Here is a 24,814-nt window from a genome sequence, read left to right as displayed (position 1 = left end):
TTCTTCCATGCGCGGGTGACACGGCGGCCCCGCGCGGGTGGATAATGCTGCAATGCCGTTTCGCACCCGCCGCACCCTCGGTGCCGTCACCCCAGCGGACTTCGAGCGCCTGGCGCAGCTGAGGCGTATGCAGGCCATCGCGCTGGGGCTCCTCATCGCGATGGGCGTGGTCTTCGTCGTCTCGTTCGCCCTGCAGCAGCGGTTCCCCTGGCTGGGCTACGTGCGCGCCGCCAGCGAGGGCGGCATGGTCGGCGCACTGGCCGACTGGTTCGCCGTGACCGCGCTGTTCCGGCACCCGCTCGGGCTCCGGATCCCCCACACCAATCTGATCTCGAACAAGAAGGACGAGATCGGCGAGGGGCTGGGATCCTTCATCGAGGAGAACTTCCTCGCGGACGACGTCGTCCACGCCAAGCTCTCCGAGATCAGCGGTGCGCGCATGGCCGGCGAGTGGCTGCGCGACCCCGGCAACGCCGAGCGCGCGGGCGCGATCCTGTCGGAGGCCGGCACCGCCGCGCTCACGGTGCTCGACGATCGCGATGTGCAGGACCTCATCGAGGGGCTCGTGCGCAAGCACGTCATCGATCCGAAGTGGGGGCCCACCGTCGGCCACGGCCTCGAGACGGTGCTCGACGCGGGCCATCACGAGTCGCTCATCGATATCGCGGCGGATCACCTGGAGAACTGGCTCGTCGCCCATCCCGAGGCCTTCGACCGAGTGGTCTCCTCCCGTCTTCCCAGCTGGGTTCCGAGCATCGTCGACCGCTTCGTCGACAACCGCCTGCACGCCGAGGCCGTGCGTTTCGTGCAGAACGTGGCGAGGGATCGCTCGCACCCGTTCCGCGCGGCGGCGAACGGGTTCCTGCACGACCTCGCGCGGGATCTCGGGCAGAAGGCCGAGCTGCAGGATCAGCTCGAAGCGCTGAAGCACGAGATCTTCGACAGCCCCCGCATCCGCGCCCTCGCCGCGAGCACCTGGGCCTCCGCCCGCGCCGCGCTCGTCGAGATGCTCGCGGATCCCTCGAGCGAGCTGCGCACCCGTCTGGTCTCGGCGATGCAGGACTTCGGCCGTCGCCTCCTCGAGGACGCCACGCTGCAGTACAAGATCGACGTCTGGGTGATGAACGCGGTCGAGCACGTCGTCCGGCGCTCGCGCCACGAGATCGCGAGCGTCGTCACCGAGACGGTCCAGCGATGGGACGCGAGCGAAGCCGCCGAGAAGATCGAGCTCCAGGTCGGCAAGGACCTGCAGTTCATCCGGATCAACGGCACCGTGGTCGGTTCGCTCGCCGGCCTCGCGATCTACACGATCGCGACCCTCGTCATCGCCCCGCTCGTGAGCTGAGCCCGCCGGGCCGCGGCCCGTTCCGCGCTACTGCGCGAAGGCGATCGGGAGCTGCATGTCCTGCACCCGATCCTGCGCCGCGGTGTGATCGGCTCGCGTGGTGATGGCGCAGGCCACCTTGCGGCAATCGAGGCCGTCCGAGCTCGCCTCCGGCACGAGCACGCGGGCGGTGAACGCCCCCTTCGCTGCGTCGGCGTAGCCGTGGCTCGCGAACGCCTTCCAGGCCCAGTCGTCGGTGATCCAGACGCTCGGCTGCGCGCCCTCCTTCGCCGCCTTCCCCTCCTCGGCCCCCTTCGGGATCCCGCCGAGGCACGGCGACGGCTTGCGTCCCGGTTCGGCCGGGATCGCGCACACGCCGACGTATATGCCGATCGATGCATCGAAGCCGGTGCCCGTCACCACGAGCTCGCTTCCCGGCGCGACTCGCGCGAGATCCGCGGGCTTCCCCTCGGGTGTGCGCACCTCGATCGTGCGCGTGCGACCGTCGGCGCCCGTGGCGCTCGACTCGCTCGCGAAGCCCTGCGGGACGGCCTGCCCAGAGCCTCCGGCGCTCTGGTGGGTCAGGATCGGGACGAGGATCGCGACCACGGCGACGAGCACGACGACGGCGACGACGAGCACGGCGATCAGGATCGCTCGAGCCGGGCGTCGTCTGGGCTGGGTTGCACTCACGCGATCATGCTAGCTCGCGGGCGTGGGGGAAGCGGACCGTGATAAGCTTGCGCCCATACGTCGATATTGTCAGGTCCATGCCTCGCGGAACATTCTTTCGCGGGGCCCGAATGTGTAAGGGGGTCACGCATGGGGCGCGGCCGTCAAAAGGCAAAGCACACCAAGGTCGCACGGGAGCTGAAGTATTTCAGCCCCAACACCGACCTGTCTCAGCTGGAGCGGGAGCTCGCGGCGGGGCAGCATTCGGACGAAGATGCGTGGGCCGAATACGCTGACAAGTACAACGACGACTCCGGCGACGAAGAGGGGAAGTGAGGCAGGTCCTCACCCTCTGAGCCGAACGCCCCGCGCGACGGGGCGTTCGGCGTTTCTCATGCACGAGACCGTGCGATCGCGTCCCCGACGTTCGTGATCGCACGGTCTTCTTGCTGTCCGGGCACCGACCGATTCCGGTGCGGTGCGGCGGACGCGCAGAGGCCCGACACTGCAGCAGGCCGACACCGCAGCGGGCGGGCACCGAACCGGTCAGTGCCCGCCCGCTGCGGTGCGGCCCCGCGCTCGCGGAGCATCCGGGCTCGTGGGTTATGCGGCGAACGCTCCGGTGAGGCGCACGGCGCCGCCGTCGACACCCTTGGCCCCCTGCTCGAAACCGTCGAAGTCGCGGGCCGAGGTCGAGACGGTGCCCGTCTGCCAGACCGTGAGGCCTGCGGCGCGCAGCCGCTCGGCGACCCGCTCGGCGCGCGCGGCCTCGACCACGGCGAACATGCCGATGCCGAGGTTCCAGGCACCCTCGACCGACTCGAGCGAGTGCCCGCCGAGATCGGCGAGGTGGCGGAACACGGGCAGCGGCGACCAGCTGGCGCGGTCGACCTCGGTCCAGGACCCGACCGGCAGCACGCGGGCGAGGTTCGCCGCGATGCCGCCGCCGGTGACGTGGCTGAGCGCGTGGATCGCGCCGTCGAGCTCGGGATCCTCGATCGCGCTGAGCAGCGGCGAGGTGTAGAGCGCGGTCGGCACGAGCAGCGCCTCGCCGTAGCTCGAGCCGAGCTCGGCACTGTGATCGGCGTAGCCGATGCCGCGCTCGGCGAGGATGTGGCGCACGAGCGAGAAGCCGTTGGAGTGCAGACCGGACGCGCCCATCGCGAGCACGACGTCGCCGTCGGCGACGCGCTCGGGACCGAGCACGCGGTCGGCCTCGACTACGCCGACGGCCGCGCCGGCCACGTCGTAGTCGTCGACGCCCAGCAGTCCGGGGTGCTCGGCGGTCTCGCCGCCCACCAGCGCGGTGCCGGTCGCCTCGCAGGCCTCGGCGATGCCGCGCACGATGTCAGCGATCCGCTGCGGCACGACCTTGCCGCAGGCGATGTAGTCGGTCATGGCGAGCGGCTTCGCGCCGACCACCACGATGTCGTCGACGATCATCGCGACGAGATCCTGGCCGATGGTGTGGTGGATGTCCATCGCCTGGGCGATCGCGACCTTGGTGCCGACGCCGTCGGTCGCGCTCGCGAGCAGCGGGCGGCGGTACTCCTTCAGCGCCGACGCGTCGAACAGGCCGGCGAATCCGCCGACCCCGCCGATCACCTCGGGACCGTGGGTCCGCGCCACGGCGGACTTCATCAGTTCGACGGCGAGGTCACCCGCAGCAGTATCGACTCCGGACTGGGCATAGATCGACGAGTTCTCGCTCACCCTGCCAGCGTACCCGGTCGTGGTCGCCATCCAGGCCGGATGTGGGAGACTGGTCGGAGTCTCGTTTTCGTGGCCTCCCGCCCGTCTCGTTAGGGGAACACACGCAGCATGTGTGGCATCGTCGGCATCGTCTCATCGGATCCCGTCAACCAGCAGATCTATGACAGCCTCCTGCTGCTGCAGCATCGCGGCCAGGACTCGACGGGCATCGCCACCGCCGAGGGCGACCAGTTCCACATGGTCAAGGCCCGCGGCCAGGTGCGCGAGGCGTACCGCACCCGCGACATGCGCAGCCTCGCCGGCAACGTCGGCCTCGGGCACGTGCGCTACGCGACGCGCGGCGACGCCCACCGCGAGGAAGAGGCGCAGCCGTTCTACGTGAACGCGCCCTACGGCATCATCCTCGTGCACAACGGCAACCTGACGAACACGCGCGAGCTCACCGCCGAGCTCTACAACGTCGATCGCCGTCACCTCAACACCCACTCCGACACCGAGCTGCTGCTCAACGTGCTCGCCAACGAGCTCCAGTCGGGCATCCGCGGGCTCTCGTCGCTCGGCATCGACCAGGTGTTCGACGCGGTCGCGCGCGTGCACCGCAGGATCGAGGGCTCCTACTCGGTGATCTCGATGATCGCCGGGCACGGCCTGCTCGCCTTCCGCGACCCCTTCGGGATCCGCCCGCTCGTGCTCGGTCGCCGGTCGACCGACCAGGGCGACGACTGGATCGTCGCCTCCGAGTCGCTCGTGCTCGAGTCCGGCGGCTACGAGGTCGTGCGCGACGTCGAGCCCGGCGAAGCGATCCTCATCTCGCCCGACGGCACGATGTCGTCGCGCCAGTGCGCGCAGAACCCCGAGCTCGTGCCCTGCGCCTTCGAGTACATCTATCTCGCGCGTCCCGACTCCGTGCTCAGCGGCATCTCGGTCTACGAGGCCCGCCTGCGCCTCGGCGACGAGCTCGCCGTCCAGGTCCGCGCCGAACTCCCCGACCTCGATATCGACGTCGTCATGCCGATCCCCGACTCGGGCCGGCCGAGCGCCATGCAGCTCGCGCAGCGCCTCGGCGTGCCCTACCGCGAGGGCTTCTTCAAGAACCACTACGTCGGACGCACGTTCATCATGCCCGGGCAGGCCGTGCGCAAGCGCAGCGTCCGGCAGAAGCTGAACGCCATGCATGCCGAGTTCCGCGGCAAGAACGTGCTGCTCGTCGACGACTCGATCGTGCGCGGCACCACCTCGCGCGAGATCGTCGAGATGGCGCGCGCCGCCGGCGCGAAGTCGGTCACCTTCGCATCCGCAGCTCCCCCGGTGCTGTTCCCCCACGTCTACGGCATCAACATGCCGACCCGCGCCGAGCTCATCGCGCACGGCCGCACCACCGAGGAGATCGCCGCCGAGCTCGGCGCCGACCACCTCATCTACCAGACCGTCGAGGGCATGGACCGCGCCATCATGGCCGGCCAGGATCACGTCACCCGGCTCGAGCAGAGCTGCTTCACGGGCGAGTACATCGCCGGCGACGTCGACGAGGAGTACCTCACTTGGGTGGAGTCGAGCCAGACCAGCTAGTCGCGGCCCCTCCCCGAAACACGAGAAAGCGGGCGATCACCGAGGTGATCGCCCGCTTTCGCCGTTCGTGGGAGCCGCTACGGCTTCTCGGGATCCGTCTTCGCCGGATCGGCCTTCGCCGCCTCCGACTTGACCGCCGGATCGACGTCCGCGCCCTCGGCCGGCTTGTCGGCGTCGTTCGAGACCTCCTTGCGGAGGATGCGTGCGGACTGGCCCAGGCTCTTGGCGAGCGCCGGCAGCTTCGGCGCGCCGAAGAGCAGCAGGATGATGAAGAGGATGATGACGAAGTGCCATCCGCTCAGGTTGCCAAGCATGTGGGGTCGCTCCGATCGAGTCGAGGTCTGTGTCTATCGTACGTCAGTCAGCTCTGCCGTGGCAGAACCGGTTCGCCGACGTGCGACGGCGCCGAGGATCACGGCGAGGATCCCGCCGAGCATCAGGCCGATGCCCGCCCCGATCATGCCGGTGAACCCGGCGACCTGCACCATCGAGTACTCCCCCACCGCGGGGTTGTTCTGGATGGGGAGGAACAGGCAGGCGATCGCGCTCACGAGGCCGCCCAGGATCGCGAAACCGACGACGACGCGGCCGTAACGGACCGAGCGGCGCACGCCCACCTCGACCTCGGTGACCGTGGCGCCCGGGGCCGCCGCCTCGGCGCCCTCGGGCGCGGTCGACTGGGCCGAGTCGGCGGACTCGGGGATCACGGCATCGGCGGTACTCATACCCTCATTGTCTCAGGTTCGCCTGTGAACCGGATCTGGTGCCGCCGGGCGGCGGCCGCCGGACGGCAGGCCCGCTCACCCGAGCCAGGTCGGCCGGATCAGCGGGAGCAGCGGCGCGAGGTCGGTGCGCAGGCCCGAGGCGATGACCCGGGTGCTGCCGAGCGCGTCCTCCCAGGCGAGTCCGCCCGTGCCGAGCGCGATCCAGGTCTCGGGATCGGTCTCGATGACGCTCGGCGGCGTGCCGCGCGTGTGCTTCGGGCCGGCGACGCACTGCACGGCGCCGAACGGCGGCACCCGCACCTCGACGGCGTTGCCCGGGGCCCGCTCGGCGAGCTCCTCCAGCAGGAAACGCACTGCGGTGGCACGGTTGCTCCGATCCGTCGCGCCCTCGAGCACCGCGCGCACCGCCGCGCGCCCGTCGCCGTCCCCGATCCTGCGCTTCGCCATGCGATCCACTCTAGAGCCGGCTCCCGCTACTCTGGAGCGGTGAAGATCCTCGTGCTGGGCCCGGGTGCCCGCGAACACGCCATCGTCCGCGCCCTGCTCGCCGAAGCGGCAGAGCACGAGATCGTCTGCGCTCCCGGCAACGCCGGTATCGCGGCGGAGGGCGTAGAGACGCCCGAGCTCGCGTACACCGACCCCGAGGCCGTCGCGGCCTTCGTGCGGGATCGCGGCTTCGACCTCGTCGTGGTCGGCCCCGAGGCTCCGCTGGTCGCGGGCGTCGCGGATCCGCTCCGCGCCGCTGGCGTGCCGGTGTTCGGCCCCGACGCCGCCGCCGCGCAGCTCGAAGGCTCCAAGGCGTTCGCGAAGCGGATCATGGACGAAGCGGGCGTGCCCACCGGCCGCGCGGCCCGCGTCGCGTCGGTCGAAGAGGCCGGCCCCGTGCTCGACGAGTTCGGCGCACCCTACGTGGTGAAGGCCGACGGCCTCGCCGCGGGCAAGGGCGTCCTGGTGACCGAGGATCGCGCCGCCGCGCTCGACCACGTCGCCACCTGGGCGCCGCACGGCGAGGTGCTGATCGAGGAGTTCCTCGACGGCCAGGAGGTCTCGCTCTTCTTTTTCGCCGACGGCCACGACGTGCTGCCGCTCACTCCGGCTCAGGATTACAAGCGCATCTTCGACGGCGACGCCGGTCCGAACACCGGCGGCATGGGCGCCTACACGCCGCTGCCGTGGCTGCCGGGCGGGGTCGACGCGTTCGTCGAGGAGATCACCCGCACCGTCGCGCTGCCCACCGTGCGCCAGCTCGAGGCCGAGGGCACCCCGTTCTCGGGCTTGCTCTACTGCGGCCTCATCGTGACGTCGAAGGGCGTGCGCGTCATCGAGTTCAACGCGCGCTTCGGCGATCCCGAGACGCAGGTCGTGCTCGCCCGTCTCGAGTCGCCGCTGAGCCGGTACCTGCTCGCCTCAGCGCAGGGCGCCCTCGCCGAGCTGCCGGCCCCCGAGTTCTCCGACGAGCCCGCTGTGATCGTCGTGGTCGCGAGCGAGGGCTACCCGGGCGACGTCGTCACCGGTCGCGAGCTGACCGGACTCGACTCGGCCGCCGAGGTGCCCGGCGTGCACCTCGTGCACGCGGCCACCGAGCGCACCGACGACGGCGGCTGGATCGCGACCGGCGGCCGCGTGCTCGGCGTCGTCGCGCGCGGCGAGGACTTCGCCGCGGCCCGTGCTCGCGCCTATGACGCGGTCGACCGCATCGGACTCGAAGGCGGCCAGCACCGCACCGACATCGCCGCGCGCGTCGCGAACTGACCAGGAGGATCCCGTGACCCAGCTCCCCGCACCGCTCGAGCTCGCCGGGTGGACCCACGTCTACTCGGGCAAGGTCCGCGACCTGTACGTGCCCGAGGGGCGGGCCCGCGACGACTCGCCCGTCCTGCTGGTGGTGGCGAGCAACCGGGTCAGCGCCTTCGACCACGTGCTCGATCCCGAGATCCCCGGCAAGGGCGCGCTGCTCACCGAGCTCTCGAACTGGTGGTTCGACCGGATCGATCTGCCCAACCACCTCGTGCCGGTCGGCACCGCGGGCGTCCCGCCCGTGCCCGCCGAGGTCGCCGACCGGGCGATCGTGAGCCGCCGGCTCGAGATGCACCCCATCGAGTGCGTCGTGCGCGGCGCGCTCACCGGATCCGGCTACGCCGAGTACCAGCGCACGGGGGCGGTGTGCGGCATCGAGCTGCCCGCGGGGATCGCCGACGGCGACCTGCTGCCCGAGCCGATCTACACCCCCGCCTACAAGGCGCCGCTCGGCGAGCACGACGAGAACATCACCTACGAGCGCTCGGTCGACCTGGTCGGAGCCGAAGCGGCGGCGGCGCTGCGCGACGCCTCGCTCACGATCTTCGCAGCGGCGCGCGAGCTCGCCGCCGAACGCGGCGTGATCCTCGCCGACACGAAGTTCGAGTTCGGTATCGATCCCGTCACCGGCGAGCTGGTGCTCGCCGACGAGGTGCTCACGAGCGACTCGTCGCGCTACTGGGACGGCGGGGCCTACGCCGCGGGCGGCCCCGGCCGCCTGGCGAGCTTCGACAAGCAGATCGTGCGGGACTGGCTCGCGGCGAACTGGGACAAGCAGGGCGAGCCGCCCGTGCTCCCCGCCGAGATCGTCGAGCGCACCCGGGAGCGCTACCAGGAGCTGCTCGACCGGCTGACGGCCGAGACCGCCTGACGGCCTCAGGCGGAGCCCCGGCCGGCGTTCCGGGCCGAAGCGCTTGCACGGCCGCCGCTCCTCCACGACACTGGCGGCATGGAACAGCGGGTCAGCTTCATCACCCTGGCGGTCGCGGACGTCGCGCGCAGCCGCGCCTTCTACGTCGACGGCCTCGGCTGGTCGCCGATCTTCGAGGACGACGAGGTGGTGATGCTGCCCGTCGGCGAGCACCTGATCCTCTCGCTCTGGAGCGTCGAGGGCTTCACCGCCGAGATCGGCGAGGCCCCGGCCCAGGGGCTCGCACCGATCACGCTCGCCCACAACGTCGCCACCGAAACCGAGGCCGACGCGGTACTCGCGCTCGCGGCGACGCTCGGCGCCGCGGCGCAGCCCGCGCAGCGTCGCGAGTGGGGCGGCTACTCCGGCTACTTCCGGGATCCCGACGGGTTCCGCTGGGAGATCGCGGTCAACCCCGGCGAGTCCGGGGCGTACGTGCTGCCGTGATCCTGTGTCTCGGAATCGCGGAATATACATGAAGCTTCACGTGTTTCGTTCGAGTGACCCCGCCGCCCGACGGACCGCACGCACCGAAAGCCGCACATGAACGCCCAGCTCCCGATCGACCTCCTGCCCGACGCGACCGGCATGGGCGCGGTCACCCTCGCCGTCGCCGACCTCGACCGCATGCTCGACTTCTACCACGGAGCGATGGGCTTGCAGGTGCTCGCCCAGGAACGCGGCACCGCGATCCTCGGACGCCGCGGCGTGCCCGTGCTCGTGCTCGACCAGGACGGCGCGCTCGCCCACGCCCCGGCGACCGCTGCCGGGCTCTACCACACGGCGTTCCTTTTCGAATCGGCGGCAGAGCTTGCCTCGGTCGTCGCCTCCGTCGCCCGCCGATACGCGAGCCGGTTCCAGGGATCCAGCGACCACCTCGTGTCCGAGGCCTTCTACTTCGCCGACCCCGAGGGCAACGGTGTGGAGCTCTACGTCGACCGCCCGCGCGACACCTGGAGCATCGCGGACGGCGGTGAGATCACGATGGGCACGCTGCCGCTCGACCCCAACCGCTACCTGCACGAGCACCTCACCGAGGCCGGATCCCTGGCGGTGGCGGACACGCCCGCGTCGGTCGGCCACGTGCACCTCAAGGTCGGCGATATCGCCTCCGCCCGCGCCTTCTACGTCGATACCCTCGGCTTCGCCGTCACCGCGACCCTGCACGACCAGGCGCTCTTCGTGTCGGCCGGCGGATATCACCACCACCTCGGCATGAACACGTGGGAGTCGCGCGGCGCGGGCGAGCGCTCCCCCGCGCTCGGACTCGGCGAGGTGACCATCGAGCTGCCCACCGCCGACGCCATCGGAGCACTCTCCGAACGCCTCGCGGCGAAGGGCATCGGCCGCGCGTACGACGGCCGGGAGCTCACCGTGCTCGACCCCTGGCGCAACCGCGTGCGCGTGCGGGTGACCGGCGCCGAGTAGCCGGTAGACTGGCGGGAGCGCGACCGCGCCGATTCGATGCCAGCGCCGATGGACGGAGACCCGGGTGCCCACGATTGTTGTTGATGTCATGCCCAAGGCCGAGCTGCTCGACCCGCAGGGCAAGGCCACGTCGGGAGCGCTGGACCGTCTCGGTCACGGCCGCTTCCACGACGTCCGCATCGGCAAGCGGTTCGAACTGAACGTCGACGGCGAGGTCACCCCCGAGGTGCTCGCCGAGGTGCGCGCCGTCGCGAACGAGATCCTCTCGAACGCGGTCATCGAGGACGTCGTCGCGATCAGCGTCGACGGCGCGTCCGTTCCGGTCGAGGCCCAGTGATGTCCCCCCGTATCGGCGTCGTCACCTTCCCCGGTTCGCTCGACGACCGCGATGCGCAGCGCGCGATCCGCCTCGCCGGTGCCGAGGCCGTCGCACTCTGGCACGCGGATCACGACCTGCAGGGCGTCGACGCGATCGTGCTGCCCGGCGGCTTCAGCTACGGCGACTACCTGCGCCCCGGCGCGATCGCCGCGGTGTCGCCCATCATGACCGAGGTCGTGTCCGCCGCGAATGCAGGCATGCCCGTGCTCGGCATCTGCAACGGCTTCCAGGTGCTCGTCGAGGCGCACCTGCTGCCCGGCGGCCTGATCCGCAATGCGCACCAGCAGTTCATCCGCCGCGACCAGAAGCTCGTCGTCGAGAACGCGCGCACCGCGTGGACGAGCGAGTTCGAACAGGGCGAAGAGATCACCATCCCGCTGAAGAACGGCGACGGCGGCTACATCGCCGACGCCGAGACGCTGAAGCGCATCGAGGGCGAGGGGCTCGTCGCGTTCCGCTACGCGGGCGTCAACCCCAACGGGTCGCTCAACGACATCGCGGGCCTCACCAACGAGCGCGGCAACGTGGTCGGCCTCATGCCGCACCCCGAGCACGCGGTCGAGGCCGGCTTCGGCCCCGATACGCCCGAGGCGATGCGCTCGGGCCTCGACGGGGCGAAGTTCTTCACGAGCGCAGTGAACGCACTCGCGGCGCGGGTCTGACCGCTCCCCGCGCTTCCGCGGCGAACGACGAAGCCCGCCGGGTCCTCGGGGATCCGGCGGGCTTCGTCGTTGCGGCTGGCCTCGTCGCGCGGGGCATGGCGCCCATGCACCCGCCTCTTTTGCCGCGCTCACACGTCCTGCCGCCGAGACTCCCGCCTACCTGCGAAACACTACGAAGCAGCGCGGTGTTCCGTCGGCAAGCGGGCGTCTCGACGGCTGCTCCGGCCGCCCCGCGCGCTACGGCCGGGCCGCCGCGGCGGCCGCAGCAGCCGCCGGCAGCACCGCTTCGATGCGGCTCAGCGCCGCGTCGTCGTGCGCGGCCGTCACGAACCAGGCCTCGAACGCGCTCGGGGGCAGGTTCACTCCGCCGTCGAGCATGGCGTGGAAGAACGCCCGGTAGCGGAACGACTCCTGCTGCTGCACCTCGGCGTAGGTGCGGGGTGCCTCGGCGAAATCGCCGAAGAGCACGCTGAACAGGGTCCCGGCACGCTGCACGCGGTGCGCGACGCCCGCCGCGGAGAGCGCAGCGCCGACGGCTCCCGACAGGCGCTCCGACGCGGCCGACAGGCGCGCGTACGCCGCATCGTCGGCCCCGCGCAGGGTCGCGAGCCCGGCGGCCACGGCGACGGGGTTCCCCGAGAGGGTCCCCGCCTGGTAGACGGGGCCGAGCGGCGCCAGCTGTTCCATGAGTTCGACGCGACCGCCGACGGCGGCGAGCGGCAGCCCGCCGCCCACGACCTTGCCGAAGGTGAAGAGATCGGGCTGCACACCGGCGGGAACCCCCGCCGACTCGATGCCCCAGTAGCCGGAGGCGCTCGCGCGGAAGCCGGTGAGCACCTCGTCGAGGATCACGAGCGCGCCGTGGCGGTGCGCGAGCTCGATCATCGCGGCGGTGAAGCCGGGCTCGGGCGGCAGCACGCCCATGTTGCAGGCCGCGGCCTCGGCGATGATGCCGGCGATGCGGTCTCCGTGCTCGGCGAAGGCCGCCTCGAGCGCCGCGAGGTCGTTGTAGGGCAGCACGAGGGTCTGTCCGGCGGTCTCGGGGGTCACGCCCGCGGAACCCGGCAGCGACAGCGTCGCGAGGCCCGAGCCGGCCTCGGCGAGGAGACCGTCGGAGTGGCCGTGGTAGTGCCCGGCGAACTTGATGAGCAGCGGCCGCCCGGTCGCGCCGCGCGCCAGTCGGATCGCGGTCATGGTCGCCTCGGTGCCCGTCGACACCAGACGCAGACGTTGGACCGCGGGCACGCGCGCGATGATCTCCTCGGCCAGTTCCGCCTCGCCGGGCGCCGACGCGCCGAAGCCGAGGCCGGCCGCTGCCGCGCGCTGCACGGCGTCGATCACGGGCGGGTGCGCGTGGCCGAGCAGGGCGGGGCCCCACGCGGCGACGAGGTCGACGTACTCGTTGCCGTCGGCGTCGGTCACATAGGGGCCCGTGCCCGAGACGAGGAAGCGGGGCGTGCCGCCGACCGATCCGAAGGCCCGTACGGGCGAGTTGACGCCGCCGGGGATCACGCGCGCCGCGCGCTCCTGCAGGGCTGCGCTCCGAGCGGTGGCCGCGTCGGTCCCGGTGGTATCGGTGGTGGGGTTCATCGCAGTCGCTCCGCAACCTCGAGGGCGAAGTAACTGAGGATCGCGTCGGCCCCCGCACGACGGATCGAGATGAGGGATTCGTGGATGGCAGCGGAGCGGTCGATCCAGCCGTTGGCCGACGCGGCCTCGATCATCGCCGCCTCACCCGAGACCTGGTAGGCCCAGACCGGCACGGGGCTCGTGGCGGCGACGTCGGCGAGCACATCCAGGTAGGACATCGCCGGCTTCACCATGAGCACGTCAGCACCCTCGGCGAGGTCGAGCTCGGCCTCGCGCAGGCCCTCGCGCCGGTTGGCGGGATCCTGCTGATAGCTGCGGCGGTCCCCCGTGAGCTGCGAGTCTACGGCCTCGCGGAACGGGCCGTAGAAGGCCGACGCGTACTTCGCGGCGTAGGCCAGGATCGCGGTGTCCTCGTGCCCGGCTGCGTCGAGCGCGTCGCGCACGGCGGCGACCTGGCCGTCCATCATGCCCGAGAGGCCGAGCATCGCGGCACCGGCGTCGGCCTGCGCCACGGCGGCCGAGCGGTAGCGCTCGAGCGTGGCGTCGTTGTCGACCGATCCGTCGCCCGCGAGCACGCCGCAGTGGCCGTGATCGGTGAACTCGTCGAGGCAGAGGTCGGTCTGCACGACGAGCGCGTCGCCGACCTCCTGCTGCACCGCACGAGTGGCGATGTTGAGGATCCCCTCGGGGTCGTCGATGCCGGAGCCGCGGGCGTCGCGCACCGCGGGCACGCCGAACAGCATCACACCGCCGAGTCCGGCGGCCGCGGCCTCGGCCGAGATGCGGCGCAGCGAATCGACGGTGTGCTGCTGGACACCGGGCATGGCCTGCAGTTCGCGGGGCGCGTCGATCCCCTCGCGGACGAAGAGCGGGAGCACGAGCTCGGCCGGGTGCAGCCGGGTCTCGGCGACGAGCCGGCGCATGGCCGGTGTGCTGCGCAGGCGGCGCGGGCGGATGCTGGGGGCGTCAGGGCTGGGCATCGGGGTCCTTCTCGGGTGCGGTGCCGTCGTCGGGCGCGAGGCCCGCGAACGGCGAGGTCGATTCGAACGGCTGCGTGGGCTCGAGGGCGAACGCGGCCGAGAGGGCGTCGAGCAGTCCGTCGACGGTGTGCATCGGGGCGACCGTGTCGGCGCGCAGGCCGGCATCGACGAGCGCCTGCGCCGTCGGGCCGCCGATCGCCGCGACCCGGGTCTCCGCGGGGATCACCGGGCAGGCCGCGGCCAGCGCACGGGCGACGGACCCGCTCGTCACGAGCACGGCGTCGAAGCTGCCCTCCGCGAGCGCCGAGGCGTGGGCCGGGTCCGGTGCGACCTCGACCGTGCGGTACGCGGTGACGCGCGACACCCAGTGGCCGGCATCGCGCAGCGCCTCCTCCAGGCCGGTACCCGCCTGATCGGAGACGGGCAGCAGCACCTCGGCCGGGCCCGCGCCGAGCGCGGCGAGCATCGACGTCACGAGGCCCTCGCCCGAGTAGTTGCGGGCCGGCATCACGGCGATGCGGAAGTCGTGCTGCTGCAGCGCCTCGGCCGTGCTCGGGCCGACGACCGCGACGCGCGAGTCCGGGCGCGGGCGGGCGCCGGCGCTCACGAGCGCGGCGGCGGCATTGGCGGAGGTGACCGCGAGCCAGTCGTAGTCGCCGCGGTTCCATGCCTCGACCGCGGCGCGCAGCGGCTCGCCGTCGTGCGGCTCGGCCAGCTCGATGAGCTGCCCGGTCACCGGCACGCCGCCGCGGCGCCGCACCTCGGCGGCGACGCGCTCGCCCCAGACGCCGCCGCGCGGCAGCAGGATCCGGCGGTCGGTGAGGGGCAGCGGTGCGCGTCGGACGGGGATCATCGCGCGGCCCCGAGGTCGGCGAGCTGCGCCGCGCCCGCGTCGAGCAGCGCCCGCGCGACCGCGGCACCGAGCGCGTAAGCGGTCTCGGCTCTGGCGAACGCGTCCTCGGGCAGCTGCGCCGAGTTCTCGCGCACGAGCGACGCGCTGCCGTCGACCCGGTACACGGCTCCGGCGAGCACGATGCGGCCGTCGTCGTCGATGCGTGCCCAGGCACCGACCGGCGCGGCGCAGCCGGCCTCCAGCGTTCCGAGCAGGCTGCGCTCGGCGAGCGCGGTGCAGCGGGAGTCGGTGTGCTCCACGGCGGCGAGCGCGGTGGCGATCGGACCGGGCGTCGCGGCGTCCTCCGTGCGCGCCTCGATGGCGAGGGCGCCCTGCCCGGGGGCGGTCGGGGCGTCCTCGAGCGGGAAGCGCTCGGTGATGGATGCGCCGCGGCCGATCCGTTCGAGTCCGGCGACGGCGAGCACGACGGCGTCGAGATCGCGGCCCACGCGGCCGAGCCGGGTGTCGACGTTGCCGCGCAGGTCGTGCACGGTGAGGTCGGGGCGCCGGGCGAGCAGCTGCGCGGCGCGGCGCGGCGATCCGGTGCCGACGTCGGCGCCCTGCGGCAGCTCCGCGAGGGTGAGGCCGTCGCGGGCGCAGAGCGCGTCGCGGGGATCGACGCGCTCGGGGATCGCGCCGAGCGCGATCCCTTCGCACGGCCCGGTCGGCAGGTCCTTGAGCGAGTGCACCGCGAGGTCGCACTCTCCGGCGAGCAGGGCGTCGCGCAGCGCGCTCACGAACACACCGGTGCCGCCGAGCTGCGAGAGGGGCGCCCGCGAGGTGTCGCCGTGGGTGGTGATGATCACGAGCACGACCTCGGCGCCCGTCGCCGCGGCGATGCGCTCGGCGACGCCCGTCGTCTGGGTGACGGCGAGCGCGCTGCCGCGCGTACCGACGCGGATCAGGCCGTCGCGGGCCTGAACAGGCTCGCGCGAGACCAGGATCCCGCTGGGTGCGGTCATGCGTCGGCCGCCTGCAGCATTCGGGCCCGGTGCGCGCGCACGGCGGCCTGGCGCTCCTCGGTGTCGCAGCAGCCCGCGCCGCACACGTCGAACCAGGGGCCGAGCGCGAGCTCGGAGGCGCGCTCGGCGACGGGGGTGCCGTCGCGGCGCTCGAGCACGAGGTCGATGAGCCCGCTCACATAGGCCGGGTGGGTGCCGGGTGTCGGCACGCGCACGACCTCGAGACCGTGCTCGCCCGCGGTCTCGACCGCCTCGGTGTCGAGGTCCCAGAGCACCTCCATGTGGTCGCTCACGAAGCCGACGGGCACGATCACGATCGCCTTCGCCTCGCCCTTCGGCATCTCGGCGATGAAGTCGTTGATGTCGGGCTCGAGCCAGGGCTGGTGCGCGGGGCCGCTGCGCGACTGGTACACGAGGTCCCAGGCCGCGCCCTCGCCCGCGGCCTCGGCCACGGCCGCGCTCACCGCGAGGTGCTGCGCTTCGTACGCGCCCTCGCCACCGAGCGCCTCCGGGTGCGGCCCGAAGTCGCCCGTGTAGCTGTTCGGCACCGAATGGGTGGCGAACAGGATCCGCACGTCCTGCGCGGGATCGAGCCCGGGGATCTTCTCGCGCAGTTCGGCGATGCCGCCGCGCAGCGCCTCGACGAACGGCGTGATGAAGCCCGGGTGGTCGAAGTGGGGGCGCGCCTTGTCGATGGTCAGGCGGCCCGCCAGACCGGTCTCGGCGAGCGCGTCGTCGATGTTCTCCTGGTACTGCTTGCAGCCCGAGTAGGAGGCGTAGGCGCTCGTGGCGAGCGCCAGGATCCGGCGGAAGCCGCGGGCGTCGGCCTCGCGCAGCGCGTCGGGGAGGCTCGGGTCCCAGTTGCGGTTGCCCCACAGCACAGGCAGGTCGATCCCGCGGCGATCCAGCTCGGCCACGAGCGCGTCGCGCAGCTCGCGGTTCTGCTGATTGATCGGGCTCACGCCGTGGAAGTGACGGTAGTGGTGCGCGACCTCCTCGAGGCGCTCATCCGGGATCCCCCGGCCGCGGGTGACGTTGCGCAGGAACGGGATCACGTCGTCCTGTCCCTCGGGACCGCCGAAGCCCAGCAGCAGGATCGCGTCGTACTCGTGCGCAGTCTCATCGAAGCTCGCGGCAGCGGTCGCGTGCGGCTGCTCGTCGAACGCGGCGGACGCGGCGGTGAGAGCGGGGTCGGTGCTCATCGAAGGACCTCCAGTGCTTCGGTTTCGGTGATGCGGCGGCCCGTGAAGAACGGGACCTCCTCGCGCATGTGGCGTCGCGCGTCGGTGTTGCGCAGCTCGCGCATCATGTCGACCAGGTCGGTCAGCTCGTCGGACTCCATCGGCAGGAGCCACTCGTAGTCGCCCAGTGCGAACGACGAGACGGTGTTCGCCACGACCGAGCGGAACGCGGCGCCCTTGCGTCCGTGATCGGCGAGCATGCGGCGGCGATCCTCGTCGGGCAGCAGGTACCACTCGGCATCGCGCACGAAGGGGTAGAGCACGAGCCAGTCGCGGGCGCGCTCCTCGCGCAGGAAGCCGGGCACGTGGGCGCGGTTGAACTCGGCCGTGCGGTGCACGCCGAGCGCGTTCCACGTCGGCAGCAGGCGGTCGATGGCCGCCGTGCGGCGCAGCACGCGCAGCGCGGCCTGCAGGCCCTCGGCGGTATCGCCGTGCAGCCAGACCATCAGATCGGCATCGGCGCGCAGGCCCGACACGTCGTACCAGCCGCGCAGCACGACCCCGTCGGCGGCGATCCGCTCGCCGGCGGCGGTCAGCTCGGCGAGCTCGGTCCGCGCGGCGGCGTCGCCCGCGGGCGCGGGGCGCTGCGGATCGCGGCGGAACACCGCGAACAGGGTGTAGCCGCTCGGGCCGGGCTCGGCGGGGTGCGCCGCGGACTGCTCGTGTGCGCTCATGGGGTGTGACTCCTCTGCTGGGACTCGCTGCGGGTGGACGGTTCGGGGGTTCCGCCTGCGGCGGAAGCTCGTTCGGCGGACCGGGACAGGCCGGCCAGCAGCTCGCGCGCGGCGGCGCGCGCGTGCGGGATCACCTGGGCGAGGCCCGTGCCGGAGGCGGCCTCGCCGGTGCGAGCGACGGGGACGCGGAGCACGTCGGTGCCTGCAGCGGTCACCCTGGCGGATCCGGCGGGCCCAGCCGCGGCTCCGGCTCCTGCACTGCCGGGATTCGACGCATCGGCGCGGGGCATGGTCCAGACCGCGCGGTGCATCTCGCGTACGTCGCCGGCGCGCAGTTCGATGCCCAGGAGTTCGGCCGCATCGGCGACGACGCGCTCGCGCACGGCCGCGTCCCCGAGCCCGCGCGTGGCCGGGATCCAGTCCGCGCTGCCGTAGGAGAGCCGCACGAGGTGCCGACCGGGGCCGAGCCCGTCGGCGGCGGCGCGCCACTTCGCCGAGGTGTGGGTCAGGGCCTTCGCGGCGGGACCGCCGCGATCGGTCGCCGCGACGAGCAGGCCGGTGCCTCGGGGTGCCGCGTCGAGTCGCGGATCCTCGATGGCGAGCAACACGACCTCCACGTCGAAGCCGGGATCCCGCACGGGACCCGGGAGCCCCGCGGCGAGCAGCACCGCATCGACGCGGATCGTCTCGGCGGCGAGCTGCACGGCCCAGCCGTCGTCCACGCCGCTCACCTCGACGACCTCGGCGCCGAGACGGATCGCGACGCCGAGCTCGCGCAGCTCGGCCTCGAGCCGCTCAGGGAGCCGGTGCATGCCGCCGCCGATGCGGGCGACCGCTCCGCCGGCGGAGGTGCGGCGCGCGTTCGCCGCGCGCACCGCCCGGGTGAGGGAACGGCCCTTCGCGAGGGTCGAGGCCAGACCGGGGGCGACGCGCGCGACCGGCAGGCTCTCGGGGTCCGTCGAGTAGACGCCGCGGGCCACGGGACGCACGAGACGGTCGAGCACTCTGGAACCGAAGCGGGCCTCGACGAGGCCGCCGAGGGACCGCTCGTCGCGGCCGACCGCGCGCGGCAGCAGTGGCTCGATCGCGGCGCGCAGCACCCCGCCGAGTCCGAGGGCCCGGAACGCCTTGCTCGAGAACGGCTGCGCGGGGATTCCGAGCAGCCCCGGGGGCAGCGCGTACGCGATTCCACTGTCGTAGGCCCACGAGCCCAGCGGTCGCGGCGCCTCGATCCGATCGATCATGCCGAGCTCGGTCAGCAGCACGGCGACGCCGTCGCCACGGGTGGCGTACGCCTCCGCACCGAGGTCGGCGACGACGGCATCGGTTCCGGTGCCGGCCCACGCCGCGATCCGCTCGCCGCGGAGCTTGCCGCCGAGCCGGTCGCCGCGCTCGAGCACCGTGACCTCGGCCCCGCCGATCGCCAGGTCGCGCGCGGCGACGAGGCCGGCGATCCCGCCGCCGACCACGGCGACGCGCGGCCGCCGCGCTGCGGCGCGGTTCGCGGCGGCGGGTTGCGCGGCAGCCCGCCGCGCCGCCCGGCCGAGGGGTTGGTCCTCGTCGTCAGCGCCCATGGACCCGCTCCACGAGGCGGGTGAGCACCGACGGATCGGCCTCGGGCGGCACGCCGTGGCCGAGGTTCAGCACGTGCGCGGGCGCACGCCGCCCGCGGGCGATCACGTCGTCGACGTGCGCGTCGAGCACCTCGGCGGGGGCCGCCAGGAACGCCGGATCGATGTTGCCCTGCAGCACCACCGCGTCGCCCAGCGCCCGGCTGGCCTCGTCGAGCGGGGTGCGCCAGTCGACACCGACGGCGTCGACGCCGAGGCCCGCGAACTGATCGGCCAGGTGGCCGGCGCCGACGGCGAAGTGGATGCGCGGCACCCGTGCTCCGGCGGCGGCGTAGCCCTCGAGGCCGGGATCCGGCGCGTGCAGGTGGCGCACGGCGTCGAGCGCCTTGGCCGAGTGGACCGCGACCGAATCACGGTAGTCGACGGGGCGCAGCGAACCGGCCCAGGAGTCGAACAGCTGGACGGCGCTCGCGCCCGCCAGCACCTGCGCCTCGAGGAACGCGCCGCTGAGTTCGGCGGCCCAGTCGAGCAGCGCAGCCCACGTCTCGGGCTCCGCGTGCATGAGCGCGCGAGCGCGCAGGTGATCGCGCGACGGCCCGCCCTCGACCAGGTAGGAGGCGAGCGTGAAGGGCGCACCCGCGAAGCCGATCAGCGGGGTCGGTCCGAGCTCGGCGACCGTGATCTCGACGGCGCGGCGGATCGGGTCCAGGTGCTCGCGCAGGCGGTCCGCCCCGTGCTCCGCACGGAGCCGGGCGACCTGCTCGGCGGTGCGCACCGGCTCGGCGAACACCGGGCCGCGGCCGGCGACGATCTGCACGTCGACTCCCGCGAGCAGCAGGGGCACGACGATGTCGCTGAAGAAGATGCCCGCATCGACCCCGTGCCGGCGCACCGGCTGCAGCGTGATCTCGGCAGCCAGCTCGGGGGTCGTGCAGGCCTCGAGCATGTCGCCGCCGGCGCGCAGCTCGCGGTACTCGGGGAGCGAGCGTCCGGCCTGGCGCATGAACCAGACGGGGGGCGTCTCGGGGCGGTCGCCGCGGAGGGCTCGGACGAGCGGAGCGGCCGAGGTGCGGCCGTCGCGGAGCGGGTGCGAGGAGGGCAGGGCATTCATCAGATGATGATGCTAACGTATTCATCCGATGAAGATGCACACTCTCGTTCAGCTTGCTCTCAGGCACCGGGATTCCGCACGATTCCGCGGAGTTCCAGCCTGATGAGTCTGCTTTGCGTATCCGTCGACCACCACCGGGCCGACCTCGAACTGCTCGAGCACATCGAGCGACGCGCCGATGACCTCACGGCACGGCTGACCGATCCCGCGTTCGCCACGGGAGCCGTCGTGGTCGCCACGTGCAACCGCTTCGAGGCGTACCTCGATTCGCCCGTGCTCGACCGCGAGGCCGTGATCCGCAGCCTCGCCGAGGCCGCGGAGCTGCCTGCCGAGCGCTTCGCCGTCGCGAGCGCGGTGCACTCGGGCAGCGAGGTGCCCGAGCACCTGTTCGCCGTCGCGGGCGGCCTCGAATCGGCCGTCGTCGGCGAGGGCGAGATCGCCGGCCAGGTGCGCCGCGCACTCGACCGGGCCCGCACCGCGGGCACCGTCACGACCGAGCTCGAACGCCTCTTCCAGCGCGCCACCGGCGTCTCCAAGGCGATCAAGCACCGGACCGGGATCCAGTCGAAGGGGCGCTCGCTCGTCCGCCTCGCCCTGCGCATGGCCGAGAGCCGCATCGGCGACTGGCGCGGCACCCGGATCGTGCTCGTCGGCACCGGCGCGTACGCGGGCGCCAGTCTCGCCGCGCTCCGCGCGCGCGGAGCCGAACGCATCGGCGTCTACTCCCCCTCGGGCCGCGCCCAGCAGTTCGCCGCGTCGCACGGTGTGCGCGCGATCCCGCACGAGGCGCTCGAACTCGAGCTCGAGCGCGCAGACCTCGTGATCGCGTGCAGCCATGCGCAGGACCCGCTCCTCGGCCGCGAGCGTTTCGCCCGCACCGTCGCGCCGTCCCGCGCCCCCTTCTGCCACGCGCTCGCGGGCGGCGCGGTGTCGAACTCCGACCGGCCGCGTCCCCGACTCCTCATCGACCTCGGCGTACCGCGCAACATCGACCCCGCATCGGCCACCGTGCCCGGTGTCGAGCTGCTCGACCTCGAGACCGTCGCGAAGCACGCCCCCATCGCCGAGCTCAGCGCCGAGGCCGAGGCACGAGAGATCGTCGCCGACGCCGCCGCCGAGTTCGCGGCCGACCGCGCCGAACTCGACGCGGTGCCCGCGCTCGTGACGCTGCGGGGACACGTGCACGGGATCCTGGAGGACGAGATCGCGCGCTCGGGCGATCCGGACGTCGCGGCGGCGCTGCGCCACTTCGCGGGACGCCTCATGCACCAGCCGACCGTGCGGGTGCGCCAACTGGGCCGCGCCGGCCGTGCGCCGGAGGCGCGAGCCGCGGTCGAGGCGCTGTTCGGGCCTGGCGAATAGGGCTCGGGCTCCCTGAGCGGGCGCCTTGCCGGGCACCCCGGCGGGCTCATCCATCGAGAGGCGGCAAACACGCCGAATCAATCCGCATTCCAGCGGTTTGACGCCACTCGATGACTCGCGCGGGGGCGGGGAGGGAGCGCACCGGTGCGGGCCCACGCCCAAGCACTGGTCCGTCCCAGACCCGGACCCAGGTCCATACCCAGTCCCAGACCCAGACCCTGGGCGAGACCCAGGTATCAGCCGCGGGTCTGGACGTCGTATCCGTAGGCGAGCAGGTGCACCACGGTGCCGTCGGGGCGGGTGAACTGGCGCTCTCGATCGACGAGGCGCTCGAAGCCGAGGCGCTCGTAGAGCCTCCATGCGGGTTCCATCATCAGCCCGGTGTTGAGCACGAGCCGGCTGTTGCCGCGGAGCCGGGCCAGGGTGATGCCGAGCCGGGTGAGCCGTTCGCCGATGCCGCGCCCGCGGGCCGCCGCTCCGACGCCGAGGAGGCGGATGTCGAGCTCGCCGGGGTGCGCGACGTCGCTGAGCGTCTTCCCGGGGCGAGGCGTCGTGATGGTGCCGAGCAGTTCGCCGCTATCGCGGTCTTCGGCGACCCACACGAGGCCGTCGCGCATGCGTCCGGCGACGTCAGCGATCTCGCCCAGGTAGGCGGGGTCGAGACCCTCGTAGGTGTCCCGGTACGCGGCGAGCACGAGCGCGCTGACCGCTTCGACGTCGGCGCTCCGGATCTCCCGAACTCGCACGCTCGCATCGATCGGGCCCGCGGAATCGCCGTTCAGGGGGTAGGCGTAGGTGAGGGATCCGCCGTATCCGCCGTCCGCGAGACTCGTGTCGCGTTCGGGAGTGCGCTCGTAGCCGAGCTTCGCGTAGAGGTGCTGGGCGGGGTTGCGTTCGCCGGTGTCGAGGCGGATCGCGTCGACGCCCCACCGCATGGCGAGCTCGGTGCCGGCGCGGGTGAGCGCTGCGCCGAGTCCCGCGCCCTGAGCGGCCGGGTCGACGGCGACGAGGCGGAGTTCCGCTTCGCCCGGTGCCGCGAGCTTGGTGTAGGGGCTTCCGCCGCGGAGCACGCTGACCGCGCCGATCACTTCGCCGGGGGCCTCGGCACGAACGGCGACGAGCACTCGCCCGGCAGCATCGCGTCCGGCGGTGTCGCGCTCGGTGGCGATCCACGCTTCGTTGCCGTCGAGGTCCGCGGCGTAGGGTCCGGCGGCGTACGCTCGGCGCAGCAGCTCGGCTTCCACGGCGTGTTCTTCGGGACGGATGGGACGGATCTCGAAGGCGCTGCTGTTCACCGCTCAAGTTTACGACCGTTGCATCGCGCTCGTCTCTCTCCGCTTGTGGAGCAAGCTCTCAGCCACCCCATGGGTTTTCACGTGAAAGTAGTGATTACGGCGTCGTATTCACCGCGGGCGAGGTGGAGGCGTCGCCGTCGACTTTTTGTTTCTCGAAGGATTCTGCGAAGGGCTGGCGCATGAGACGACGGACCAAGGTGCTGATCGGTTCCGCCGTCGCGTTGGTGCTGATCGGAGGTACTGCGGCGATCGCGGGGCCGATCGTGTATCGCGACGTGATCGCGAAGCCGGCCGACGCCGTGCCCACCATCTCGGCGGGGCCCGGCACGCTCGGCAGCACCCCGACCGGCCGTCTCTCCGCGGCGGATGTCGATGGCGCCTGGTCCGTGGGTTCCGGTTCAGAGGCGGGGTACCGGGTGAACGAGGTGCTGAACGGCACCGACGTGACCGTGACCGGCAGGACCTCCGAGGTGACGGGTTCGTTGACGGTGCAGGATCTGACGCTCACGAAGGCGGAGCTCTCGGTCGATGTGGCGTCGATCGCGACCGACAGCCAGAATCGCGACGACTACTTCCGGTCGACGGCGCTGCGCACCGATCGGTTCCCGAAGGCCACCTTCGTGCTCACGAAAGCAGCGAAGCCGGCGGCCGCCCCGAAGGCCGGTGAGACGGTGAAGCAGTCGGTGACTGGCGACCTGACGCTCGCGGGCAAGACACGGTCGGTCACATTCGAGGTCGAGGTGCGCTCGGACAGTTCGCAGACCCAGATCGCCGGGCAGATCCCCATCACGTTCGCCGACTACGGCGTCGAAGCACCGAGCCTCGGATTCGTGAAGGTGGAGCCCAAGGGGTTCGTCGAGTTCCAGCTGCTGGCCCACAAGGGCTAGCCCACCGCACGCGCGAGACCGCGCAGGCGCCGCACGCGCTGCACCCCCGCAGCAGTGAACGCCAGAAGGATGCCCGCGAAGGCTCCCGCCTGCATCGGGGTCTCGGCCGATTCCCTCGCGACGAAGAACGACACCGATTCGCCGGCGCCGCCCTCGTCCCGTGCGGTCACGGTGTGCGCGCCGTCGGGAAGGTCCGGGAGTTCCACCGCCCAGGCACCGTCCGCGCCGGCGACGGCCCGGCCGAGTTCGGTTCCGTCGGAGCCGGTCAGGATGACGGTGCCTCCCGGTTCGGCGGACCCGAACACCACGGGAGTCGCGGTATCGACCGTCTCGCCGGAGAGCGGCCCCTCGATGCGGACCGGCGCCTCGCCGCTCATCGCGTCCAGTAGCCGGGTGTCGAGCAGTTCGACAGCTTCGGTGGACGCGCCGCCGGTCGACCACGCGTCGGATTCCAGCTTCCAGACGCCGTAGAGCTGCAGCGAGTCACCCGGTCGGAGCGCCGACACGATGCGCGCCCCCGCGTGCGAGCCGAACTGCTGCGGGACGAGAGCGAAGACCTGCTCGGCCGCCCCGCTGCACTCGGTGAATCCGACGTGGTTCGTCGGCAGGAGCGTGAGGCATTCTGACTCGGAAGTGATCGGGCCCTGCCTGCCGATCCCGGGGAACTCGGCCGTGACCGCCTGCTCGGGAGTGCCGCCGCCTACGAAGGCGATGCGCTGGGCCCCGCGTTGGATCGGGTAGTCGCTCGTCGCATGCCGCATCACCCAGGGACCTGTGAGCCGGACATGCTGATCGGCGGCGACCGCAACGGCGGGCGCGGACGCCGCACCCGCTGCCCGAGCCGCGGGCCCGAAGGCGAGCAGTGCGGCCACGAGCGCGATCGCGGCGATCAGGGCGCACGACGTGCTGCCGATGGTGGGACGGTTGGACTGCACGGGGCCTCCTACGGCTCGGATTCGCAGCAGCGACGGTCGCTGCTGCCGTAGATCCAAGCTATGGACGCTCCCCCGGCTCAGGACAGGCGCGTCTGCGCCCTGTGCATAACCCGAGCACCCGGGCACCCGAGCACC

General features: G+C 72.4%; 26 protein-coding genes. 11 read left to right on the top strand and 15 right to left on the bottom strand.

What is annotated here, in order from left to right; translation table 11 throughout:
* Nucleotides 1-52: 52 nt before the first annotated feature.
* Nucleotides 53-1,345, top strand: coding sequence for a DUF445 family protein (locus BMH31_RS09430; protein ID WP_099724029.1), 1,293 nt, complete (start codon nt 53-55; stop codon nt 1,343-1,345).
* Nucleotides 1,346-1,372: 27 nt separating this feature from the next.
* On the opposite strand, the gene BMH31_RS09425 is transcribed toward BMH31_RS09430, so the two are convergent.
* Nucleotides 1,373-2,017, bottom strand: coding sequence for a hypothetical protein (locus BMH31_RS09425; RefSeq protein ID WP_099724030.1), 645 nt, complete (start codon nt 2,015-2,017; stop codon nt 1,373-1,375).
* 129 nt (nt 2,018-2,146) lie between these two features.
* On the opposite strand from BMH31_RS09425, the gene BMH31_RS09420 reads away from it, so the two are divergent.
* Entirely contained in the window at nt 2,147-2,332 is a 186-nt protein-coding gene (locus BMH31_RS09420; protein ID WP_099724031.1) for a DUF3073 domain-containing protein, read from the top strand.
* 267 nt (nt 2,333-2,599) lie between these two features.
* On the opposite strand, the gene purM is transcribed toward BMH31_RS09420, so the two are convergent.
* Nucleotides 2,600-3,739 (bottom strand): phosphoribosylformylglycinamidine cyclo-ligase, encoded by a 1,140-nt coding sequence (gene purM / locus BMH31_RS09415; RefSeq protein WP_099724032.1) that lies wholly within the window; start codon nt 3,737-3,739, stop codon nt 2,600-2,602.
* A 78-nt stretch (nt 3,740-3,817) separates the two neighbouring features.
* On the opposite strand from purM, the gene purF reads away from it, so the two are divergent.
* Nucleotides 3,818-5,278 carry an amidophosphoribosyltransferase gene (gene purF / locus BMH31_RS09410; protein ID WP_099724033.1) on the top strand — a complete coding sequence of 487 codons (1,461 nt, stop codon included), beginning with the start codon at nt 3,818-3,820 and terminating at the stop codon, nt 5,276-5,278.
* A 77-nt stretch (nt 5,279-5,355) separates the two neighbouring features.
* On the opposite strand, the gene tatA is transcribed toward purF, so the two are convergent.
* From tatA to BMH31_RS09395, 3 genes are all read right to left on the bottom strand, one after another.
* Nucleotides 5,356-5,592 (bottom strand): twin-arginine translocase TatA/TatE family subunit, encoded by a 237-nt coding sequence (gene tatA / locus BMH31_RS09405; protein ID WP_099724034.1) that lies wholly within the window; start codon nt 5,590-5,592, stop codon nt 5,356-5,358.
* 33 nt (nt 5,593-5,625) lie between these two features.
* Nucleotides 5,626-6,003 (bottom strand): hypothetical protein, encoded by a 378-nt coding sequence (locus tag BMH31_RS09400; protein WP_099724035.1) that lies wholly within the window; start codon nt 6,001-6,003, stop codon nt 5,626-5,628.
* Between the two features lie 75 nt (nt 6,004-6,078).
* On the bottom strand, nt 6,079-6,450 hold the full coding sequence (locus BMH31_RS09395; RefSeq protein ID WP_099724036.1) for a sterol carrier family protein: 372 nt from the start codon (nt 6,448-6,450) through the stop codon (nt 6,079-6,081).
* A 39-nt stretch (nt 6,451-6,489) separates the two neighbouring features.
* On the opposite strand from BMH31_RS09395, the gene purD reads away from it, so the two are divergent.
* From purD to purQ, 6 genes are all read left to right on the top strand, one after another.
* The gene (purD, locus tag BMH31_RS09390) at nt 6,490-7,755 is read left to right on the top strand and encodes a phosphoribosylamine--glycine ligase (protein ID WP_099724037.1); all 1,266 of its coding nucleotides are present in this window, start codon (nt 6,490-6,492) and stop codon (nt 7,753-7,755) included.
* A 13-nt stretch (nt 7,756-7,768) separates the two neighbouring features.
* A complete protein-coding gene (locus tag BMH31_RS09385; RefSeq protein WP_241898222.1) occupies nt 7,769-8,671 on the top strand; it encodes a phosphoribosylaminoimidazolesuccinocarboxamide synthase in 903 nt (300 codons plus the stop codon).
* Between the two features lie 78 nt (nt 8,672-8,749).
* Nucleotides 8,750-9,157 carry a VOC family protein gene (locus BMH31_RS09380; protein WP_099724039.1) on the top strand — a complete coding sequence of 136 codons (408 nt, stop codon included), beginning with the start codon at nt 8,750-8,752 and terminating at the stop codon, nt 9,155-9,157.
* A 96-nt stretch (nt 9,158-9,253) separates the two neighbouring features.
* On the top strand, nt 9,254-10,138 hold the full coding sequence (locus BMH31_RS09375; protein WP_241898221.1) for a VOC family protein: 885 nt from the start codon (nt 9,254-9,256) through the stop codon (nt 10,136-10,138).
* Nucleotides 10,139-10,202: 64 nt separating this feature from the next.
* Nucleotides 10,203-10,475 (top strand): phosphoribosylformylglycinamidine synthase subunit PurS, encoded by a 273-nt coding sequence (gene purS, locus BMH31_RS09370; protein ID WP_099724040.1) that lies wholly within the window; start codon nt 10,203-10,205, stop codon nt 10,473-10,475.
* Entirely contained in the window at nt 10,475-11,179 is a 705-nt protein-coding gene (purQ, locus tag BMH31_RS09365; protein WP_099724041.1) for a phosphoribosylformylglycinamidine synthase subunit PurQ, read from the top strand. Before purS ends, purQ begins: the two co-directional genes overlap by 1 nt.
* A 237-nt stretch (nt 11,180-11,416) precedes the next feature.
* Here the strand turns inward: purQ and BMH31_RS09360 are convergent, their stop codons facing one another.
* From BMH31_RS09360 to hemE, 8 genes are read right to left on the bottom strand one after another with little or no spacing between them, the layout of a single operon-like run.
* Nucleotides 11,417-12,769: a glutamate-1-semialdehyde 2,1-aminomutase gene (locus BMH31_RS09360; RefSeq protein WP_099724042.1), complete on the bottom strand. Its 1,353-nt coding sequence runs from the start codon at nt 12,767-12,769 to the stop codon at nt 11,417-11,419.
* Nucleotides 12,766-13,749, bottom strand: coding sequence for a porphobilinogen synthase (gene hemB, locus BMH31_RS09355; protein WP_099724043.1), 984 nt, complete (start codon nt 13,747-13,749; stop codon nt 12,766-12,768). Before hemB ends, BMH31_RS09360 begins: the two co-directional genes overlap by 4 nt.
* Nucleotides 13,736-14,602 (bottom strand): uroporphyrinogen-III synthase, encoded by an 867-nt coding sequence (locus BMH31_RS09350; RefSeq protein ID WP_099724044.1) that lies wholly within the window; start codon nt 14,600-14,602, stop codon nt 13,736-13,738. Before BMH31_RS09350 ends, hemB begins: the two co-directional genes overlap by 14 nt.
* On the bottom strand, nt 14,599-15,603 hold the full coding sequence (gene hemC / locus BMH31_RS09345) for a hydroxymethylbilane synthase (protein WP_099724045.1): 1,005 nt from the start codon (nt 15,601-15,603) through the stop codon (nt 14,599-14,601). Before hemC ends, BMH31_RS09350 begins: the two co-directional genes overlap by 4 nt.
* The gene (locus tag BMH31_RS09340) at nt 15,600-16,805 is read right to left on the bottom strand and encodes a ferrochelatase (protein ID WP_099724046.1); all 1,206 of its coding nucleotides are present in this window, start codon (nt 16,803-16,805) and stop codon (nt 15,600-15,602) included. Before BMH31_RS09340 ends, hemC begins: the two co-directional genes overlap by 4 nt.
* Nucleotides 16,802-17,518 carry a hydrogen peroxide-dependent heme synthase gene (hemQ, locus tag BMH31_RS09335; protein ID WP_099724047.1) on the bottom strand — a complete coding sequence of 239 codons (717 nt, stop codon included), beginning with the start codon at nt 17,516-17,518 and terminating at the stop codon, nt 16,802-16,804. The genes BMH31_RS09340 and hemQ overlap by 4 nt, the downstream gene beginning before the upstream one ends.
* Nucleotides 17,515-19,092, bottom strand: a complete 1,578-nt coding sequence (locus BMH31_RS15580; protein WP_099724048.1) for an FAD-dependent oxidoreductase — start codon at nt 19,090-19,092, stop codon at nt 17,515-17,517. The genes hemQ and BMH31_RS15580 overlap by 4 nt, the downstream gene beginning before the upstream one ends.
* Nucleotides 19,082-20,200 carry a uroporphyrinogen decarboxylase gene (gene hemE / locus BMH31_RS09325; protein WP_099724049.1) on the bottom strand — a complete coding sequence of 373 codons (1,119 nt, stop codon included), beginning with the start codon at nt 20,198-20,200 and terminating at the stop codon, nt 19,082-19,084. Before hemE ends, BMH31_RS15580 begins: the two co-directional genes overlap by 11 nt.
* A gap of 102 nt (nt 20,201-20,302) precedes the next feature.
* Here hemE and BMH31_RS09320 point away from each other — a divergent pair, with 102 nt between their 5' ends.
* Nucleotides 20,303-21,562 (top strand): glutamyl-tRNA reductase, encoded by a 1,260-nt coding sequence (locus BMH31_RS09320; RefSeq protein WP_099724050.1) that lies wholly within the window; start codon nt 20,303-20,305, stop codon nt 21,560-21,562.
* A gap of 236 nt (nt 21,563-21,798) precedes the next feature.
* Here BMH31_RS09320 and BMH31_RS09315 read toward each other — a convergent pair whose 3' ends face one another.
* Nucleotides 21,799-22,857 carry a GNAT family N-acetyltransferase gene (locus BMH31_RS09315; RefSeq protein WP_099724051.1) on the bottom strand — a complete coding sequence of 353 codons (1,059 nt, stop codon included), beginning with the start codon at nt 22,855-22,857 and terminating at the stop codon, nt 21,799-21,801.
* A gap of 179 nt (nt 22,858-23,036) precedes the next feature.
* On the opposite strand from BMH31_RS09315, the gene BMH31_RS09310 reads away from it, so the two are divergent.
* On the top strand, nt 23,037-23,744 hold the full coding sequence (locus BMH31_RS09310) for a YceI family protein (protein ID WP_099724052.1): 708 nt from the start codon (nt 23,037-23,039) through the stop codon (nt 23,742-23,744).
* On the opposite strand, the gene BMH31_RS09305 is transcribed toward BMH31_RS09310, so the two are convergent.
* The gene (locus BMH31_RS09305; RefSeq protein WP_099724053.1) at nt 23,741-24,679 is read right to left on the bottom strand and encodes an Ig-like domain-containing protein; all 939 of its coding nucleotides are present in this window, start codon (nt 24,677-24,679) and stop codon (nt 23,741-23,743) included. The two genes, BMH31_RS09310 and BMH31_RS09305, sit on opposite strands and share 4 nt — an antisense overlap.
* Nucleotides 24,680-24,814: the final 135 nt, after the last annotated feature.

The organism is Leucobacter sp. OLIS6, from assembly GCF_002752355.1.
Taxonomy (GTDB): Bacteria; Actinomycetota; Actinomycetes; order Actinomycetales; family Microbacteriaceae; genus Leucobacter.
This window is presented reverse-complemented; position numbering and strand designations above follow the sequence as displayed.